Origin of the sequence: Micromonospora sp. NPDC047707, from assembly GCF_040704235.1 — a bacterium.
Classification (GTDB): domain Bacteria; phylum Actinomycetota; class Actinomycetes; order Mycobacteriales; family Micromonosporaceae; genus Micromonospora.
The window spans coordinates 40,348-57,063 of sequence record NZ_JBEYSU010000011.1; the positions used below are offsets into that span (position 1 = coordinate 40,348).

Genomic DNA, 16,716 nt, shown 5'->3' on the forward strand with positions numbered 1-16,716 from the left:
TGAATACTTCTCAGGTACGAATCGGAAATGTCATAACTTGGCGGTGTGAGCAACCGACCCCTTGCTGCCGCCGGTCGTCTCGTCCCTCTCCTCCGCGCCGGTCTCATCGCCGGCATCGTGGTCGCCGCCGTGGCCTATCCCGTCGCCGCCGCCACCGGCATCGGCGCCAAGGTCACCGCCCACGCCCTGGAGCACAAGACGAAGATCCTCACGACCGCCCTGCCCGCGGAGACCTCGTACCTCTACGCGCCGGACGGCAGGACGGTACTGACGATGTTCTACGAGGAGTACCGGCAGTACACGAAGCTCGCCGACATGTCCCCGAACATCCAGCAGGCGATCGTGGCGGCCGAGGACTCCCGCTTCTACCAGCACCGGGGCGTCGACCCGAAGGGCGTCGCCCGCGCGTTCGTCGCCAACGCCCGGTCCAGCGGCGTCTCCCAGGGCGCCTCCACCCTCACCATGCAGTACGTCCGGATGGCCCTGCGGGACAGCGCGAAGACGCCGAAGGAGGTGCAGGAGGCGACCCAGCAGACCAGCATCCGCAAGGTCCGGGAGATGCGGATGGCCCTGGACCTGGAGAAGGAGTTGAGCAAGGAGCAGATTCTCGAGCGCTACCTCAACTCCGCGTACTTCGGGCACCGCGCGTACGGCATCTACGCCGCCAGCGAGATCTTCTTCTCGAAGACCCCGAAGGACCTCACGCCGGTCGAGGCCGCCACGCTCGCCGGGCTCGTCAAGTCACCGTCGCAGTACGACCCGGCCACCTCCGACCAGAAGGACGCCACGGCACGCCGCAACTACGTGCTGGACCGGATGGCCGGGCTCGGCTACCTCTCGCCGGACGCCGCCGCCGCGGCCAGGTCCGAGCCGATCCGGCTGAAGCTCAGCTACCCCTCCAACGACTGCATCTCCGTCCCGGAGAAGTGGAACAGCTGGGGCTTCGCCTGCGACTACGTGAAGAACTGGTGGAGCGCCCAGCCCGCGTTCGGCGACAACCCGCTGGAGCGGATGGACAAGCTCCGCCGGGGCGGATACCGGATCGTGCTGAGCCTGGACCCGAAGATCCAGGCGGCGGCCGAGAAGAACGTCGGCAGCAAGGACAACACGGGCAGCCCGTTCGCCAACGGCATCGTGATCACGGAGCCCGGCACCGGGCGGGTGAAGGCCATGGCGGTGAACCGGACCTACTCCCTCAACCTGGACGAGAACCCGCCCAGCTCCAACCCGGAGGCCGGCCCCAAGGTCAAGGCCAACTACCCGAACACGGTGGCCCCCCTGCTCGGCGGCGGTGACCTGCCGGGCTACCAGGCGGGGTCGACGTTCAAGATGTTCCCGATGCTCGCCGCGCTCGACGCCGGCCTGACCCTGAACACGACCTTCGACGCGCCGCACCGGTACCGGTCGGAGGTCTACAACGGCTGGGCGCCGTCGAACGCCAGCGGCGCGATGTCCGGTACCCAGACCATGTGGTCCGGCTTCGGCAAGTCGGTGAACACGTACTTCGTCTGGCTGGAGGAGCAGGTCGGCGCGGACCGCGCGGTACGCCTCGCCGAACAGTTGGGCCTGCGCTGGCGTACCGACGTGGACCGGGACCACGCGTCCCCGGCCAAGGCGAAGACCTGGGGCGCCTTCACCCTGGGCGTCTCCGACGCCACCCCGCTGGAGATGGCCAACGCGTACGCCGCCGTCGCCGCGGAGGGCCGGTACTGCGAGGCGATGCCGGTGCAGGCGATCTACAACCGGGACGGCACCCCGGCGATGTACCGGACCGCCTCCGGGATCGAGCGGGAGGTCGCCAAGCCGCGCTGCCGCCAGGTGGTCGAAGCCGACGCCGCCCGGGCCGCCACCGACGCCGCGCGGTGCCCCACCGGTGACACCCCGGCGAAGGGCAGCTGCGGGGGCTGGTCGACGGCCGACAGCGTCCGCGGCACGGTCGGCCGGCCGGTCGCCGGCAAGACCGGTACCACCGACAGCACCCGGTCGGCCTGGTTCGTCGGGTTCACCCCGGAGCTGGCGGCGGCGAGCTTCATCTCCGATCCGGACAACCCGTTCAACGCGGTGGGTGACGGCCAGTCGCAGATCCCCATCGCGGCGGTCTCGAACACCCTGAAGGAGGCGCTGAAAGGCAAGCCGGTGCGCCAGTTCACCCCGCCGTCGGACGCGATCGTCGGCTGAGCGCCGCCGCCGGGTCCACCGCCCGGTGGCCGGCGCCGGTGTCGACGCCCCGGCGCGAGCCGCGCCGACACCGGCCCGCTAGCGCAGGTCGGCGGCGACCAGGGACCACAGCTCCAGGTCGACCCGCGCGCCGCGCACGTACCCGGCGTTGCGGAGCAGACCCTCGTAGCTGAAACCGGCCTTCTCGGCGAGCCGCCGCGACGCGACGTTGCCCGGCGCGACGCGCAGCTCGACCCGCTGGAAGCCGTGTTCCAGGAGCAGGGCGATGGCGAGCGCGTCCACCGCCTCGACGGCCAGCCCGAAGCCGCGGGCGTGCGCCGCCATCGCGTACGAGACCTCCGTGCACCGGGCGCCCCAGTCGGTACGCCGCGTCCAGAGGCACCCGACCACCCGGTCGTCCTCCCGCCGGAGCACCGCGTAGTGGTCCCCGTCGCCGCTGTCGCGCCGCTGCCGCGCCAGGTCGGTGCACCAGGCGTGCCCGTCGATCTGGCCGGTCTCCTCCGCCACGGGCAGCCAGCGCTGGGTCTGACGGTCGGCGAAGACCTCGTCCGCCGCCTTCGCGTCGGCCGCCGTCAGGGGCCGCACCTCCGTTCGCGGTGTGGAGACCGTCAGCTCCGGGAACCGGCGGACCGCCACCTGACCGATCACGCGGGGACCCCGCCGGCCGGGGACTCGGCGGGCTCCGCCTGCGCGGCGGCGGCGACCACCCGGGCGGCCAGCCGCGGGTGCGCGGCCCAGTGCAGCGTCAGCTGCGAGGCGTGCACGCCCCGCCAGACGAAGCCCTCGGGGGTCCCGCCGTCCCAGGTCCAGGCCGGCCGCTGCCCGGCCCGCGGCGTGAGCACCGCCCGATGCTCCTTGTGCCCGGTCACCGTCGCACCGGCCGCGGCAACCACACTGTCGGTCGCCGCCGTCGCCGTGCGGTAGCCCACCACGAGGCCCTCCCGGCTGCTGCCGACCGCGTCGAGCACCCCGCACATGGGAAGGCCGTCCAGCTCCCGGGCCAGCCACAGCAGCCCGGTGCCCTCGGCGACGACCGGGCGGCCGGTGCGGGCCAGCTCGGCGACCGCGATGCAGAGCCGGCGGTTGGCCGACAGGCGCTCGGCGTTCGACTCGGGCAGGCCCCCGCCGACGACGAGCGCGCGGGTGCCGGCGGGCAGCGCCTCGTCGTGCAGCGGATCCAGGGTCACCACCTCGGCACCGGCGGCCCGCAGCAACTCGGTCGTCTCGGCGTGGCTGTAGCCGCCGCCGGCGCCCCCGGCCACCGCGATCAGCGGTCGCTCGCCGGTCGCCGACGCCTCGGCGGCCCCCACCTCGGCCTCCGGCGACCACGCTGCCACGCTCAGCGGCGGCGCGGAGCGCGCCAGCCCCAGCAGCCGTTCCAGGTCGACGGTCGCCGCCACCGCCTCGCCGAGCCGGCGGACCGCCCGGTCGGCCTCGGCGGACGCGGTGACCACGGGCACCGTCCCGTGCCGGCGGGCCGGCAGCACCGGCGGCAGGTCCTGCCGGCGCAGCGCGCCGTAGACCGGCACGCCGACGTCGTCCAGCGCCTCGCGCAGCAACGCCTCGTGCCGCCCGGAGGCGACCCGGTTGAGGATCACGCCGCCCAGCCAGAGCTGCTCGTCGTACGCCCGGAAGCCGTGCACCAGGGCGGCCACCGACTGGCCCATGGCGGCCACGTCGACCACCAGCACGACCGGGCTGCGCAACGCGGTGGCGACCGCCGCGGTCGACTCGGTCTCCGGGTGGCCGGTCAGCGAGTCGTACAGCCCCATGCTGCCCTGCACCACCGCGAGCCCGGCGCCGGCGGCGCCGTGCGCGACCAGCGGGGCGATCCGCTCCGCGCCGACCAGGCGGGGGTCGAGCGTGCGCCCGGGCCGGCCGGCGGCGAGCCCGAGGTAGGCGGCGTCGACCCGGTCCGGCCCGACCTTGAAACCGGCGACCGTCACCCCCCGGTCGGCGAGCGCGGCGAGCAGCCCGATCGCCAGCATGTTCGTCCCATGCCCGGAGGAGGGCGCACTGAGCACCAGGCGCGGCACGACGGTCATCATCGACTCCCTCGCGGGCGGCGGCGGGTACGCGGAGTGGACCGACGGCGCGGTCCGCCCGCGTGACGATAGCGGACGGGACCGACGTGGGAGCGTCACCGCGGCGCCCGGTCGCGTCGCCGCCGGGTCGCGCGGGTCGGTGGCCCAGGTCATACGGGTAATCTCGTGGTCGTGTACCGGTTCCTGCTGACACCGCGCTGGTTGGGCGCGCTCGCGCTGACCCTGGTCGCGGCGGCGGCGATGGTGCTGCTCGGCAACTGGCAGCTGGACCGCTACCACGAGCGGACGGAGATCAACGAGCGGATCGACGCCGGCCGGCGGATGACGCCGGTGCCGCTGCGCGACGCGGTGGCCGCCCCGGTCGGGGGCGCGGGCACCGCCGGGCAGCCGCCCACCGACGAGCAGACCTGGACGAAGGTCACCGTCACCGGCCGCTACGACGACTCGAACGTGATCCTGGTCCGGGGCCGCTCGGTGGACCGTACGGTCGGCTTCGAGGTGCTCACCCCGCTGGTCCTGGCCGACGGCACCGCCGTCCTGGTGGACCGCGGCTGGATCCCGCCCGCACCCGGGGGCGACGCGACCGCTCAGCCGGCGGTGCCGGCGACGCCCGCCGGTGAGGTGACCGTGATCGGCCGGGTCCGCCCCGGCGAGGGCGGCTCCGTCCCGGTCGCCCGGCGCGACGGCAAGCTGGAGACGCGCCGCATCATGCTGCCCCGGCTGGCCCGCGAGCTGCCCTACCCGGTGCACGGGGCGTACGTGCTGCTCGACGAGCAGACCCCGGCGGCCGATCCGGCCTTCGCGGCGATCCCCGTCGGCTACACGAACAACTGGCAGAACTTCGGCTACGTCGTGCAGTGGTGGATCTTCGCCGGCATGACCCTGTTCGGCTACGGCTTCTTCGCGCGGCGGGAGGCCCGCCGCCGCGCCGGTGTGGCGCCGGAGCGACCCGCCGACCGCGCGGCCGAACCCGCGCCGGCCTGATCGCGTCAGCCGGTGGCGCGGCCGGCGTGGATGGCGCGCACCGCGTCGATCGTGTCCGCCTCCGCCGCAGTCTTGTCGTCCCGGTAGCGCACCACGCGGGCGAAGCGCAGCGCCATCCCGCCCGGGTAGCGGGAGCTGCTCTGCACGCCGTCGAAGGCGATCTCGACGACCTGCTCGGGACGGACCCGCACCACCCAGTCGCCCTTCTCCACCGCCAGGTCGAGGAAACGCCCGGTCTGCCAGCGCAGCAACTCGTCGGTGAGCCCCTTGAAGGTCTTGCCGAGCATGACGAACTCCCCGGTGCGGGGGTCGCGCGCGCCGAGGTGCAGGTTCGACAGCCAGCCCTGGCGTCGGCCGCTGCCCCACTCGACCGCGAGGACCACCAGGTCCAGGGTATGCCGGGGTTTGACCTTGACCCAGGCGGCACCGCGGCGGCCGGCGTCGTAGGGGGCGTCCGGGGACTTCACCACCACCCCCTCCTGCCCGGCGTCGACGGCGGCCGCGAACGCCGCCCCCGCCGCCTCCGGGCCGTCGACCTCCACCCGCCCGACCAGCAGCTGCGGGTCGATCGCGCCGGCCAGCGCAGCCCACCGTTCCCGGCCCGGCCGGTCGATCAGGTCCTCGCCGTCGAGGTGCAGCAGGTCGAAGAAGTACGGCGTGAGCACGGTCTCGCCGGTCGTCCCGGCGGCCGCGAGCACGGCCGGGGCGACCGGGCTGCCGCCGGTGGTGCTGGGTGTCGTGCGGCGCGCCGCCCGACTGGAGGTCTCCTGGAAGGGCAGCGGGCGGCCGGCCGCGTCCAGCCCGATGGCCTCGCCGTCGAGCACCAGCTCACGGGCGGGCAGCGCGCGCACCGCCGCGACCACCTCCGGCACCCGGACGGTGATGTCGTCGAGGCTGCGGGTGAACACGGCGATGTCCTGCCCCGAGCGGTGCACCTGGATGCGGATGCCGTCGAGCTTGACGTCGACCACGGCGGGCACGCCGATGGCGAGGAGCGCCTCGTCGACCGACGGGGCGCTCTGCGCCAGCATCGGTGCGAGCGGACGCCCGACCTGGAGACCGAACGCGGCCAGCGCGGCCGCGCCGCCGTCGAGCGCCGCCACCGCCACCGCGCGCAGGTCACCGGCGAGCAGCAGGGCCCGGCGGACCGCCGCGACCGGCACCTCCGCGGCGCGGGCCACCGCGTCGGCGAGGAGCCCGGCCTGGGCGCCCTGGCGCAGCTCCCCGCTGAACAGCCCGGTCAGCAGCCGCTGCTCGTCGGCCGTCGCCGACGCGTAGAGCCCGTGCAGCAGTGCGCGGCGTCGGGCCTGGGAGCCCACCCCGCGAAGCGACGAGATGTCCTCGATCGCCGCGTCCACCGCGGCCACCGTCAACGTCGGCGTGTCGGCCGGTGCCGGCAGGTCACGCAGGCTCGCCCAGCCCACCCCGGTCTGACGCTGCCGCAGCTCACCGGCGAGGTAGCCGGAGCCGGCCGCCACCTCGCCCGGCTCGAGGCGCCGCAACGCGTCGGCGAGCAGCTCCACCTTGGCGCGGCGACCGCTGGTCGCGGCGACAGCGGCGGAGGTGGCTGCCAGGTCCAGGAACCGCACGGGCTCCATCCTGCCAGCCACCCCCGACACCACCCGGGCATCCGCGTGGTCAGGCCGGGACGGGCTCCTCGATGCGCAGGCCACGGGCGCGCACCTCGTCGGCGACCCGGGACAGCAGCGAGTCGAGCGCGACCAGGGCGGCGGACAGCTCACCGAGCTGTTCCTTGAGCGTGTCCTCGGGCCACGCGGAGACGTCGACGTCCCCCAGAGCGCTGACGGCGGCCTCCAGGCGGGCCATCACCTCGTTCGTACTCATGTACGAAAGGCTATAACAGCCCCGCGCCCGACACACCGCAAACTCCCAGATGGACCAGGAAGTTACGGATCCGACACCAGGCCCGGCTCAGCTCACCCGCGGGCCGCTCCGGCCACGTTGCGCAGCAGCAGCGCCTCGGCGAGGCAGACCCGGGCGAACTCGCCGAGATGCAGGCTCTCGTTGGGGCCGTGCGCCCGGGCGTGCGGGTCCTCCACACCGGTCACCAGGATCGCGGCGGCCGGGAACATCTCCTGGAACGTGGCGATGAACGGGATCGAGCCGCCCACGCCGATGTCCACCGGGTCGGTGCCGTCCCAGGCGGTGCGGAACGCGGAGCGGGCGGCGTCGAACATCGGGCCGGAGGCGTCGATGACGCACGGGTCGCCGTCGTGCTCGAACGTCACCGTCACCTGGGCGCCCCACGGGGCGTGCTTCTCCAGGTGGGCGCGCAGCGCCAGGTACGCCCGCTTGGGGTCGTCGCCCGGCGCGAGCCGCACGCTGAGCTTGGCCTTCGCGGTCGGAACCAGGGCGTTCGGGGCCTCCCCGGTGGCCGGCGCGTCGACGCCGAGCACGGCCAGGGCCGGCTTGGTCCAGAGCCGGTCGGTGATCCGGCCGGTGCCGATGAACTGCACGCCCTCGGCGAGCCCGGCCTCGACGCGGACCCGGTCCTCCGGGTAGTCGACGGCGGCGCCCTCCCGGCCGACCAGCCCGTCGACGGCGACGTTCCCTGCGTCGTCGTGCAGGGTGGCGAGCAGCCGGACCAGCGCGGTGAGCGCGTCCGGCACCGCGCCGCCGAACATGCCGCTGTGCACGGCGTGGTCCAGCGTCCGCACCTCGACGAAGCAGTTCACGATGCCGCGCAGCGACGTGGTCAGCGCCGGCACGCCGATGTCCCAGTTGCCGGAGTCGGCGATCACGATGACGTCGGACGCGATCTCGTCCCGGTGCTCGGCCAGCAGTTGCTCCAGCGAGTCGGAGCCGTACTCCTCCTCGCCCTCGATGAAGAGCACCACGCCGACCGGGAGCGCGTCACCGAACGCGCGCAGCGCCGCGACGTGCGCCATGATGCCCGCCTTGTCGTCGGCGGCGCCGCGCCCGTAGAGGCGGCCGTCCCGCTCCACCGGCTCGAACGGGTGCGACTCCCACAGGGACAGGTCGCCGACCGGCTGCACGTCGTGGTGCGCGTAGAGCAGCACCGTCGGCGCGCCGCGCGGGGCGGGCTTCGTCCCGATCACGGCCGGCTGGCCGCCGGAGCGCACGATCTTCACGTCGAGGCCGCAGCCGCGCAGCAGCTCGGCGACCGCCTCGGCGGACCGCTCCACGTGCGAGTGGTCGAAGCCGTCGAACGCGATGCCGGGGATGCGGACGAGGCGTTCGAGGTCGGCGCGGACGCCGGGCAGTTCCCGCTCGACGGCGGCCCGCAGGTCGGACTCGGACATGATCGGTGTGGTCATGACCGGCATCGTATGCCGGCCTTACCCGAGCCGCCCCGCCGCAGGTAGTAGCGGGACCGGTCGTGCGGCAGCTCCGGCGCCCCGTCGACCACCAGGTCGGCCCGTTCCTCGGTGCCGTCGGCGGCGAAGTGGGCCCGCTCGCCCGCGTGCCAGCGGCGCAGCTCGCGGAGGATGCCCGGACCGTCCCGGGCCACCGCGCGGGTGAGCCGCAGCTCCGGCGAGGCGGTGACGAACACGGCCAGGGTCAGGTCGGGCGCCGCCGCGGCGCGGGCCGCGCTCACCCCCTCCAGAAGGAGCACCGGCGTCACCGGCACCGGCACCGGCCGGGGCAGGAACTCCCGGCGGACCCAGCTGTACCGCCGGTACGCCCCCGGCCGGCCCTCGCGGACCGGCGCGAGGACGCACTCCTCCAGCCGGGACCAGAAGGTGAGCTGGTCGTCCCAGCCGTCGAGCAGGTCGTCGGTGTGCACCACCGGTGGCCGGGCGTCGCCGGGCAGCTCGGCGAGGGCGTCCGCGAGCCGCGCGGCGAACCAGCTCTTGCCCGCGCCGCTGGGCCCGTCGACGGCCACCAGCCGGGTCGCTCCCAGCCGCGCCGGGGCCGCCCGCACCCGGCGCGCCAACCGGGCGTACGCCTCCAGCACCGCCACCTCCACGCGCCGACCGTAGCGGGCGGTGCCGGCGGGACCGGCGGCCCGTCGCCCGTTCGGGCGGTCGTGGTGGGCAGCCGGACCGTTCCGGCGGCGCAGCCCCGGGCTGGGCGGCATGATCGGCTCGTGTCCCACAGCGTGATGAGTCCGGGCGTCGACGCCCTGCTGGAACAGGCCCGGGCCGGGGTGCGCCGGCTGACCCCGCACCAGGCGGTCGAGGCGGTCCGCACCGGGGCGTTGCTGATCGACATTCGCACCGACGCGCACCGGCGGGAGCAGGGTGACCTGCCCGGCGCGATCGTCATCGACCGCACGGTCCTGGAGTGGCGGCTGGACCCGGCGAGCGCCTGGCGGATCCCCGAGGCCACCGGGTACGACCTGAAGATCGTGGTGGTGTGCCGCCAGGGCTACAGCTCCAGCCTCGCGGTGGCGAGCCTGCGGGCGCTCGGTCTGCACCGGGCCACCGACGTCATCGGTGGCGTGGACGGGTGGCGGGAGGCGGGACTGCCGATGTCCGACCGCCCCGCCGACGTCCGCCACTGACCCGGGCCGTGTCTCAGCCGGTGGGGGCGCCCGGCGGGATGACCGGGAGACCGGCCGGCGGGCCGGACTCGATGAGGCGCCACAGGGCGTCGGTGTCCAGATGCTCCTCGACGAGGTCGCCGAGCAGGTCCAGCGAACCTTCGCGGGCGGCGGCGAAGGACGTGTCCGGGGCGACCCGGAAGCCGTCCCGCCCGGCCTGCCGGGCCACCTCGGTCAGGAAGCGGCGGCGGAAGGCGTCCGACTCGAACGCGCCGTGCCAGTGCGTCCCGTACACCGCCCCGGCGACCGCGCCCTCGCCGGCACCGTCGGCGTACGCGAGCAGCGGGGTGAGGTCCGGGTCGGCGGACGAGACGTACCCGTGGTGGATCTCGTAGCCGCGGACCGGGACACCCTCCCACGCCGTGCCGGCCGACTGGCGCACGGTCTTGCGGGGGTCGAAGGTGACCTCGATCGGCAGCAGGCCGAGGCCGGGCACGCTGCCCCGCCGGCTCTCCACCGGGTCGTGGATCGCGCGGGCGAGCATCTGGAACCCGCCGCAGACGCCGAGCAGGGGACGGCCGGCGCCGGCGTGGGCCAGCACCGCGTCGGCGATCCCGGTCTCCCGCAACCAGGCCAGGTCCGCCACGGTCGACTTCGAGCCGGGCAGCACGACCAGGTCGGCGGCGGCGAGTTCGGCCGGCTCGACGGTGAGGCGTACCCGGACACCGGGCTCGGTGGCGAGCGCCTCGACGTCGGTGGCGTTGCTGATCCTGGGCAGCCGGACCACGGCCACGTCCAGCCACTCGTCGCCGCGCGGGCCGGCCGGACGGCCCAGCACCCGCCCGTACGCGAGCGAGTCCTCCGCGTCCAGCCAGAGGTCGAGCGCCCAGGGCAGCACCCCGTACGTGGGGCGGCCGGTGACCTGGCGCAGCATGTCCAGCCCCGGCCGGAGCAGCCCCAGGTCGCCGCGGAACTTGTTGACGACGAAGCCGGCGATCAGGGCCTGGTCGGCCGGGTCGAGCAGGGCGACGGTGCCGAACATCGCGGCGAACACGCCACCCCGGTCGATGTCACCGACCACGATCGTGGGTAGGCCGGCGTGCCGGGCCAACCCCATGTTGACGTAGTCGCCGGCCCGCAGGTTGACCTCCGCCGGGCTGCCCGCGCCCTCGCAGATCACCACGTCGTACGCCGCCCGCAGCTCGGCCAGGGCCGCGTACGCGGTCTCGGCGAGGCGGGGGCGCAGCTGCCGGAACGTGCCGGCCGTGATCGTGTCGACGGCCTCGCCCAGCAGCACGACCTGGCTGGCGAGGTCGCTGCCCGGCTTGAGCAGCACCGGGTTGAACCGCAGGTCCGGCGGGACCCCGCAGGCGGCCGCCTGCATGGCCTGGGCACGCCCGATCTCCCCGCCGCGCCCGTCCGGGCCGACCACCACGGCGGAGTTGTTCGACATGTTCTGCGCCTTGAACGGCGCGACCTTCACGCCCCGCCGGTGCAGCCAGCGGCAGATGCCGGCGGTGAGCACGCTCTTGCCCGCGTCGGACGTGGTGCCGGCGACCAGCAGGCCGCCGCTCACCGCCCGCTCCCCCGCCCGCTCGTGCTGCCCGCGCCCGCGGCGGGCCCGCGGCCGGCCCGGAGGGCGGATGCCGGGGCGACCCGGCCCGTCCGGACGCCGGTTCCCACCGCGCCGCGGCCGGCGCGGGCGCCCAGCCCTGCCGCGAGCCGGCGTCCGGCGGCGGCGGCCAGGCGGCCGGCGGTCAGCGGGTACGCCGCCGCGAGCCCCAGCGCGGCGAGCCCCACCGCACCGGAGATCCGGGCAGCCCGGGGCAGGTGGCGGGCCTCCGGACGCGGCCCGTCACCGAGGAAGGGGCGGACCTCGGAGCGGCCGAAGTAGACGTTGCGACCGCCGAGCCGGACGCCCAGCGCCCCGGCCATCGCCGCCTCGCACTGCCCCGCGTTGGGGCTGGGATGGTCGTTGCGGTCCCGGCGCCAGATCCGCCAGGTCCGCGCCCGGTCGCCGTGCGCCACCGGGGCCACGGCCACCGTCAGCAGCCCGGTCAGCCGGGCCGGGACGAGGTTGAGCACGTCGTCGAGGCGCGCGGCCGGCGTCCCGAACCGGGCGTACCGGGGCGAGCGGTGGCCGACCATCGCGTCGAGCGTGTTCGCCGCGCGGTAGCCGAGCAGGCCGGGCAGGCCGGCGACCGCGCCCCAGAAGAGCGGCGCGACGACCGCGTCGGAGGTGTTCTCGGCGACCGACTCGACGGTGGCGCGCGCCAGTTCGGGCTCGTCCAGCGCCGACGGGTCCCGCCCGCACAGGTGACCGATCCGCTGCCGGGCCCCCGGCAGGTCGCCGCCGCGCAGCGCCCTGCCCATCACCGTGGCCTCGTGCCGCAGGGTACGCCCGCCGAGCACCGTCCACGTAGCGGCTGCCACGAGGACGGCGCGGGCCAACGGACGCCGCCGGGTGGCGACCGTCGCCGCCGCCCCGAGCAGCACCGGCGCGCCCACCGCCAATGCCGCGTACGCGGCACCGGCTGTCCGCTCGGGCCGGTAGATCCGCCGTTCCAGGGCACCGGCCGCGCGGCCGAACCCCGCCACGGGGTGCCACCGGCGCGGGTCGCCGACCAGGGCATCCAGGGCGTATCCCGCGATCAGTCCCGCCGCGGTCGCCACCGGCGTCGCCTGCCGCACCGGCCATCACCTCCGGCCGGCCAGCCTAACCGAGCCCTCCCCCGCCCCCTCCCGCCCGCCGCTCCGACCGATCACGATGTGTAGCGACCACCGCGCACCCGCACCGCCCGCCTACCCGCCCATGATCGAATACGTTCCACCGACTCGAGACGCCGCCACGACAGGCGCTGAGCCGTATCCGATCATGACGATCGCCCGAGCTCGGTCCGCCGGCCCGCGGGGTGACGGCGGCAACCGCCGCCACCCCGCCCCCGTTCGCCCCAGCGACCGGGCAGCCCAGCCCCGGACGGTCCCGACCCGACGCAGAGCCACCCCGACACAGGGCTGACCCAACGCAGAGCCACCCCGACGCAGAGCCACCCGACGCAAGGCCACCCCGACGCAGGGCCGACCGAGCGTGCAGAGCCACGCCGCGCAGAGCCGACCCCGGTCAGGCCGGCGTCGGCACCCGGTTTCGGCCTCGCCGGCCCCGACCACCGGCAACCGGCCCGGCCTCGGACCCGCCGAGCGGGTCCGTCTCACCGAGCGGGTCCGTCTCACGGTCCGCCGCACCGAGCCGATCCGTCTCCCCGACCAGGTCCGCCGTCCCGTGCAGGCCCGGCTCGGGAGCACCGGCCGGGCCCGCGTCCTCGCCGGAGTCCTCGGTCAGGTCGGAGTCGTCGTCCTCCGGGTCGGGCTCGGCCGGCGCGGCTTCCAGCGGGCCGTCCAGCGGGTCCATCCCGCTGAAGCTCAGCGACTCGGACCGGCTTCGCGCCGCCGCGAACTCGGGCAGCTCGAAGTCGTCGTCGAGCGGCCGGGCATCGGGCAGGGCCGGCGCCTCGGCGGGCGGCACCGGCTCGGTCGGCTCGCCGTGGACGCGCCGCTCGGCCTCGGCGTCCTCCACGGCGCTGGTCGCCCGCGTCGGGCGGTTGCGCAGGAACCGGCCGCGGCCCCGGGAGAGGTCGTGCCCCACGGCGACGGCCTCCAGTTCGTAGAGGGTGCGGTGGTTGCCGGCGTCGTCGGTCCAGTCGCGGGTGTAGAGCCGCCCGCACACGATCACCGGGTCGCCGACCATCACCGAGGCGGCCACGCCCTCGGCGAGCTTCCGCCAGCAGTTCACGCGGACGCGGAGGCTGTTCCCGTCCACCCAGCGGCCGCTGTCGCGGTCGAGGCGGCGGGCGGTGGAGGCGACCTTGAAGTTGGCCACCAGGGTCTGGCTCTGGGTGGTCCGGCGCCACTCGGGTGTGGTGAGCACGTTGCCCACGATCGTGGGGCATCACGAACTGAGAAGACGGCTACCAGCGGAAACGTACGTCCACGCGGTCCGATTCGGGCTCTCGCCACCGCTCCGCCGGTCGGACGACGATCCGGTCGACCAGTGACCGCAGGGCTTTGACTCGCTCGGCGTGGGTCACCTCCGGGTCGGCCCACAGCTTGAGGATCGCCTCCGCGGCTTTCGCGACGGCCTCCGGGTCCGGTGGGGTGTCGGCGGCGCCGAGGCGGGCGAGCTGTCCCGCGGCGGTCTGCTCGGCTTCCCGCAGTTCGGCGAGGGCCTGCCGGTACACCGGTTCGGGGACCTGCTCCCGCGCGTTGTCCTTGAGCAGGTTGACCATGGCGGTGCGGGCCTCGCTCACCTGGCGCTCCAGCGTTGCCCGGTCGGCGCGGCCGGCGGTCAGCCGGGCCAGCCGCTGCGCCCGGGCCCCGTGGTCGGTGCGCAGCTCGCGGGCGTAGGCGGCGACCTGGGCGAGAACCTCGGCCTCCACCCGGGCCAGCAGCGGCCGGCCAACGCCGTCGCAGCGGGAGCCCTTGACCTGGCTGCGGTCCTCGCCGCACATCAGGCGCCCGCCCGCCCGCTGGAGTTTGTGCTTCTGCGGGCACTCGACCAGCCCGACCAGTGACCAGGTGGGCGCCAGGTGCCGCGGCGGCGTCCCGGCCTCGGCTGCGAGGCGGTTCTGCACCTTCCGCCACGTCACCTCGTCGACCAGGGGCTCATGCTCGCCCGGCCACACCTCGTCGCCGGCGATGACCATTCCCCGGTAGGCGGGATTGCGCAACAGTTTCTTGACGTTCGCCGTGTGCATTGCCTTTCCGCGAATCGCCGCGAGATAGGCGGTGACGTCGCCGATCGGCTCCCCGGCCGCGTACTGCCGGAATGTCTCCGTGATCGCGGCCGACAGTTCCGGATCGGGAACGAGGCGCTTATCCCGCCGGATGTATCCGAGGGGCCGGCCGTGATGCTCGCCCTTTTCCGCGCGCCGGGCAATGGTGTTCGACCAGCCCCGGCCGATCTCGTCGGACTGCATTTCCGCGATCGCCAGAAGATTGGTCAGCATCCACCGGCCGGACGGCGTGGACGTGTCGATCTGTTCGGTGGCCGACATAATCGTGACGCCCTTGTCGGCCAACTCGGCGAGCAGTTGCAGCGATTCGAGGACGTTGCGTCCGAACCGGTCGACCTTGTACACCACCAGGACGTCGATCTGCCCGGCGGCGGCCATGCGCCGCACTTCGTCGATGCCCTCACGGCTGAAATGGCGGCCGGTGCGGTCGATGTCGTCGACGACCGCGACCTCACGCAGCCCGGCCGGCTTGGCCATGCGACGGATCGCGGTGAGCTGGATGCCCGGAGAGTGGAAGTCGTCGCCGCCGCGGCCCATCAGCTCCGAGACGCGGCGGTAGGCGACGAACCGGCGCGGCTGATCCGGCACGGCGGCGAGCTGGCCGCGACGGCGAGGCATCAGCTCGCCTTCTGGTCTGGCTCTTCTCGGCGCTCCCGCCGCTCGCGGTCCTGCCGGTCGGCGAGGTCTGCGAGATACCGCAACGTGGCGCGGATCGTGGCCTTCTCCGGCTCACCGACGGCCGGGTCCTCGAGGCGCTGCATGATGATCCGTAGGTCCGGATCGAGTTTCTCAGCGTGAGTAGCCGCGCCGCCGGCGGCAGCCAGCGCGTGAGCCTCGTCGTCGCCGAGCGCCTTCGCGATGGCCTTCACGCTCGCGACCGTGACGCCCTCGCCCTTCATCCAACCGAAGATGGTGCCACGGTGGATCTTGGACTCGCGCGCGAGCCTGGCAACGCTCCAGCCCGGCCGGCTGGTCATTCGCCGTAGGTAACCCGCCCAGTCCTCGGCGGGTGGAGAAGCGTCGCCCATAGGCGAACCATAAGCGCTGGACCAGCGGCAACGGTGGGTTTGTGGCCGTTGCTCTTTGGCGACACCGCGTCTGAGCTTCGAGCGTCGCCTTATCCGTGCTGCGCCTGCGGTGTTGACGCGCTGACCCGGCATGTGGACCCCCTGCAAGCGTTGTCTGTGGGCAACGGTAGCCGCGATCGACGGCGCCGGCCACTCAGACGATCGGCTGAATCAGACTGATTTTGGCGTCGCCCGTTGCGTTGCCTTTAGGTGACGGTTACGGTGGCGACCATGGAACCGATGCCAAATCCCGACGCCGAGTCGCCGAAGGCCGACGTCGTCCGCCTTCGGGTCGATGTCTACGACGCGCTCGCCAGGCAGCGAGGCCTGGACACCGTCGCGAAGCAGGCCGAGCGGCACGGCATCGGCCGGACCCACATGTCGCTGCTCCGCAACGGCCACAAGGGCGCCGGCCTGGCGCTGGCGATGCGGATGGCGGCCGACCTCGGCACGTCCGTCGAGGTGCTGTTCGGGCGAGTCGCGTGCACGCCCGCTACGAGCCGATCGGAGAGCGCAGCATGACGCACCCGCCCGCTGGCCCACACACGCCGCCGCCGCCGTCCGGACCGAAGCACGAGCACCCCAAGGTGAAGCCGCTCGACCCGGACAGCCCGGCCGGCCGCGCTGCGGCCGAGGCCCTCAGCCAGGCCCTCGCCGAGATCTACGTGGCCGTCGCCCAGCGGCGCGCTGCCCGCCAGGCGCGAGAGGCGGCCTGACGGTGCTCGCCTACGTGTGCTGGGCCTGCATCGCCGGCCGGCACTACTGGTGCACCGGCTGTTCGTGCTGCGGCTCTGTCGCCGCGTCTCGCCCCTTCCCCTTCCTCCTGCTGAGGAGCAGTGATGAGTGATCCGTCTTCCGTCGCCGGCGAGCAGGCCGCGCGCTGGTACGACAACGCCGACATCTGGGGCCCGGAACCGGTGCCCGGTACGCGCGGCCCGAGCAGGGCTGCCGGCGGCCGCCGGTTCGCGCTGACGCTCGTCGCGATCGCCGTGTGGGCGGTCGCCCTGGGCGTGCTCTTCGCCGTGGCGTACGTGCTGCTCGCGCACGTCGACGAGTCGACCGTGACGAACCGGATGGGCCTCGGCGGCGTCGCCGCCTCCCAGGACATGGATGGGGGTCACGACCCCTCCCCGGCTCGTGACCCCCGAATCTCCCACCCCGCACCCAGCGAAAGGACCGAGTGA

At 74.5% G+C, this 16,716-nt stretch carries 16 protein-coding genes and 1 pseudogene; 6 read left to right on the forward strand and 11 right to left on the reverse strand.

Annotated elements, in window-relative coordinates; translation table 11 throughout:
• The first annotated feature begins 45 nt into the window (after positions 1-45).
• Positions 46-2,178 (forward strand): transglycosylase domain-containing protein, encoded by a 2,133-nt coding sequence (locus AB0873_RS14740; RefSeq protein ID WP_366600215.1) that lies wholly within the window; start codon positions 46-48, stop codon positions 2,176-2,178.
• Between the two features lie 78 nt (positions 2,179-2,256).
• Here the strand turns inward: AB0873_RS14740 and AB0873_RS14745 are convergent, their stop codons facing one another.
• Positions 2,257-2,826 carry a GNAT family protein gene (locus AB0873_RS14745; protein WP_366600216.1) on the reverse strand — a complete coding sequence of 190 codons (570 nt, stop codon included), beginning with the start codon at positions 2,824-2,826 and terminating at the stop codon, positions 2,257-2,259.
• Positions 2,823-4,223, reverse strand: a complete 1,401-nt coding sequence (locus AB0873_RS14750) for a cobyrinate a,c-diamide synthase (RefSeq protein ID WP_366600217.1) — start codon at positions 4,221-4,223, stop codon at positions 2,823-2,825. The genes AB0873_RS14745 and AB0873_RS14750 overlap by 4 nt, the downstream gene beginning before the upstream one ends.
• Positions 4,224-4,388: 165 nt before the next feature.
• Here AB0873_RS14750 and AB0873_RS14755 point away from each other — a divergent pair, with 165 nt between their 5' ends.
• The gene (locus AB0873_RS14755) at positions 4,389-5,207 is read left to right on the forward strand and encodes an SURF1 family protein (RefSeq protein ID WP_366600218.1); all 819 of its coding nucleotides are present in this window, start codon (positions 4,389-4,391) and stop codon (positions 5,205-5,207) included.
• Between the two features lie 5 nt (positions 5,208-5,212).
• On the opposite strand, the gene AB0873_RS14760 is transcribed toward AB0873_RS14755, so the two are convergent.
• From AB0873_RS14760 to AB0873_RS14775, 4 genes and pseudogenes are all read right to left on the reverse strand, one after another.
• Positions 5,213-6,805 carry an ATP-dependent DNA ligase gene (locus AB0873_RS14760; protein WP_366600219.1) on the reverse strand — a complete coding sequence of 531 codons (1,593 nt, stop codon included), beginning with the start codon at positions 6,803-6,805 and terminating at the stop codon, positions 5,213-5,215.
• 40 nt (positions 6,806-6,845) lie between these two features.
• The gene (locus AB0873_RS14765) at positions 6,846-7,052 is read right to left on the reverse strand and encodes a hypothetical protein (protein WP_366600220.1); all 207 of its coding nucleotides are present in this window, start codon (positions 7,050-7,052) and stop codon (positions 6,846-6,848) included.
• Positions 7,053-7,144: 92 nt separating this feature from the next.
• Positions 7,145-8,491 carry a dipeptidase gene (locus tag AB0873_RS14770; protein WP_366600221.1) on the reverse strand — a complete coding sequence of 449 codons (1,347 nt, stop codon included), beginning with the start codon at positions 8,489-8,491 and terminating at the stop codon, positions 7,145-7,147.
• Positions 8,484-9,360, reverse strand: a pseudogene (locus tag AB0873_RS14775) (hypothetical protein); the annotation flags it as partial. The gene AB0873_RS14770 and the pseudogene AB0873_RS14775, both read right to left, overlap by 8 nt.
• Here AB0873_RS14775 and AB0873_RS14780 point away from each other — a divergent pair.
• The gene (locus AB0873_RS14780; protein WP_366600222.1) at positions 9,295-9,696 is read left to right on the forward strand and encodes a rhodanese-like domain-containing protein; all 402 of its coding nucleotides are present in this window, start codon (positions 9,295-9,297) and stop codon (positions 9,694-9,696) included. The pseudogene AB0873_RS14775 and the gene AB0873_RS14780 overlap by 66 nt on opposite strands.
• A 13-nt stretch (positions 9,697-9,709) precedes the next feature.
• On the opposite strand, the gene AB0873_RS14785 is transcribed toward AB0873_RS14780, so the two are convergent.
• The 5 genes from AB0873_RS14785 to AB0873_RS14805 form a co-directional block, all read right to left on the reverse strand.
• On the reverse strand, positions 9,710-11,251 hold the full coding sequence (locus tag AB0873_RS14785; protein ID WP_366600223.1) for a cobyric acid synthase: 1,542 nt from the start codon (positions 11,249-11,251) through the stop codon (positions 9,710-9,712).
• Positions 11,248-12,366: a cobalamin biosynthesis protein gene (locus AB0873_RS14790; RefSeq protein ID WP_366600224.1), complete on the reverse strand. Its 1,119-nt coding sequence runs from the start codon at positions 12,364-12,366 to the stop codon at positions 11,248-11,250. The genes AB0873_RS14785 and AB0873_RS14790 overlap by 4 nt, the downstream gene beginning before the upstream one ends.
• 430 nt (positions 12,367-12,796) lie before the next feature.
• Entirely contained in the window at positions 12,797-13,600 is an 804-nt protein-coding gene (locus AB0873_RS14795; protein WP_366600226.1) for a single-stranded DNA-binding protein, read from the reverse strand.
• A gap of 40 nt (positions 13,601-13,640) precedes the next feature.
• The gene (locus AB0873_RS14800; RefSeq protein WP_366600227.1) at positions 13,641-15,083 is read right to left on the reverse strand and encodes a recombinase family protein; all 1,443 of its coding nucleotides are present in this window, start codon (positions 15,081-15,083) and stop codon (positions 13,641-13,643) included.
• Positions 15,083-15,442 (reverse strand): hypothetical protein, encoded by a 360-nt coding sequence (locus AB0873_RS14805; RefSeq protein WP_366600228.1) that lies wholly within the window; start codon positions 15,440-15,442, stop codon positions 15,083-15,085. Before AB0873_RS14805 ends, AB0873_RS14800 begins: the two co-directional genes overlap by 1 nt.
• A gap of 321 nt (positions 15,443-15,763) precedes the next feature.
• Here AB0873_RS14805 and AB0873_RS14810 point away from each other — a divergent pair, with 321 nt between their 5' ends.
• The 3 genes from AB0873_RS14810 (at position 15,764) to AB0873_RS14820 (ending at position 16,716) form a co-directional block, all read left to right on the forward strand.
• Positions 15,764-16,054: a hypothetical protein gene (locus tag AB0873_RS14810; protein ID WP_366600229.1), complete on the forward strand. Its 291-nt coding sequence runs from the start codon at positions 15,764-15,766 to the stop codon at positions 16,052-16,054.
• A complete protein-coding gene (locus AB0873_RS14815) occupies positions 16,051-16,248 on the forward strand; it encodes a hypothetical protein (RefSeq protein WP_366600230.1) in 198 nt (65 codons plus the stop codon). Before AB0873_RS14810 ends, AB0873_RS14815 begins: the two co-directional genes overlap by 4 nt.
• Before the next feature lie 123 nt (positions 16,249-16,371).
• Positions 16,372-16,716: a hypothetical protein gene (locus AB0873_RS14820; protein WP_366600232.1), complete on the forward strand. Its 345-nt coding sequence runs from the start codon at positions 16,372-16,374 to the stop codon at positions 16,714-16,716.

What these genes read in the sequence shown, in the direction of transcription:
- AB0873_RS14770 (WP_366600221.1), bottom strand. Translation starts at nt 8,491, where the DNA reads ATGTCCGAGTCCGACCTGCGGGCCGCCGTCGAGCGGGAACTGCCCGGC.
- AB0873_RS14765 (WP_366600220.1), bottom strand. Translation starts at nt 7,052, where the DNA reads ATGAGTACGAACGAGGTGATGGCCCGCCTGGAGGCCGCCGTCAGCGCT.
- AB0873_RS14810 (WP_366600229.1), top strand. Translation starts at nt 15,764, where the DNA reads ATGGAACCGATGCCAAATCCCGACGCCGAGTCGCCGAAGGCCGACGTC.
- AB0873_RS14760 (WP_366600219.1), bottom strand. Translation starts at nt 6,805, where the DNA reads ATGGAGCCCGTGCGGTTCCTGGACCTGGCAGCCACCTCCGCCGCTGTC.
- AB0873_RS14800 (WP_366600227.1), bottom strand. Translation starts at nt 15,083, where the DNA reads ATGCCTCGCCGTCGCGGCCAGCTCGCCGCCGTGCCGGATCAGCCGCGC.
- AB0873_RS14815 (WP_366600230.1), top strand. Translation starts at nt 16,051, where the DNA reads ATGACGCACCCGCCCGCTGGCCCACACACGCCGCCGCCGCCGTCCGGA.
- AB0873_RS14805 (WP_366600228.1), bottom strand. Translation starts at nt 15,442, where the DNA reads ATGACCAGCCGGCCGGGCTGGAGCGTTGCCAGGCTCGCGCGCGAGTCC.
- AB0873_RS14750 (WP_366600217.1), bottom strand. Translation starts at nt 4,223, where the DNA reads ATGACCGTCGTGCCGCGCCTGGTGCTCAGTGCGCCCTCCTCCGGGCAT.
- AB0873_RS14780 (WP_366600222.1), top strand. Translation starts at nt 9,295, where the DNA reads ATGAGTCCGGGCGTCGACGCCCTGCTGGAACAGGCCCGGGCCGGGGTG.
- AB0873_RS14820 (WP_366600232.1), top strand. Translation starts at nt 16,372, where the DNA reads ATGAGTGATCCGTCTTCCGTCGCCGGCGAGCAGGCCGCGCGCTGGTAC.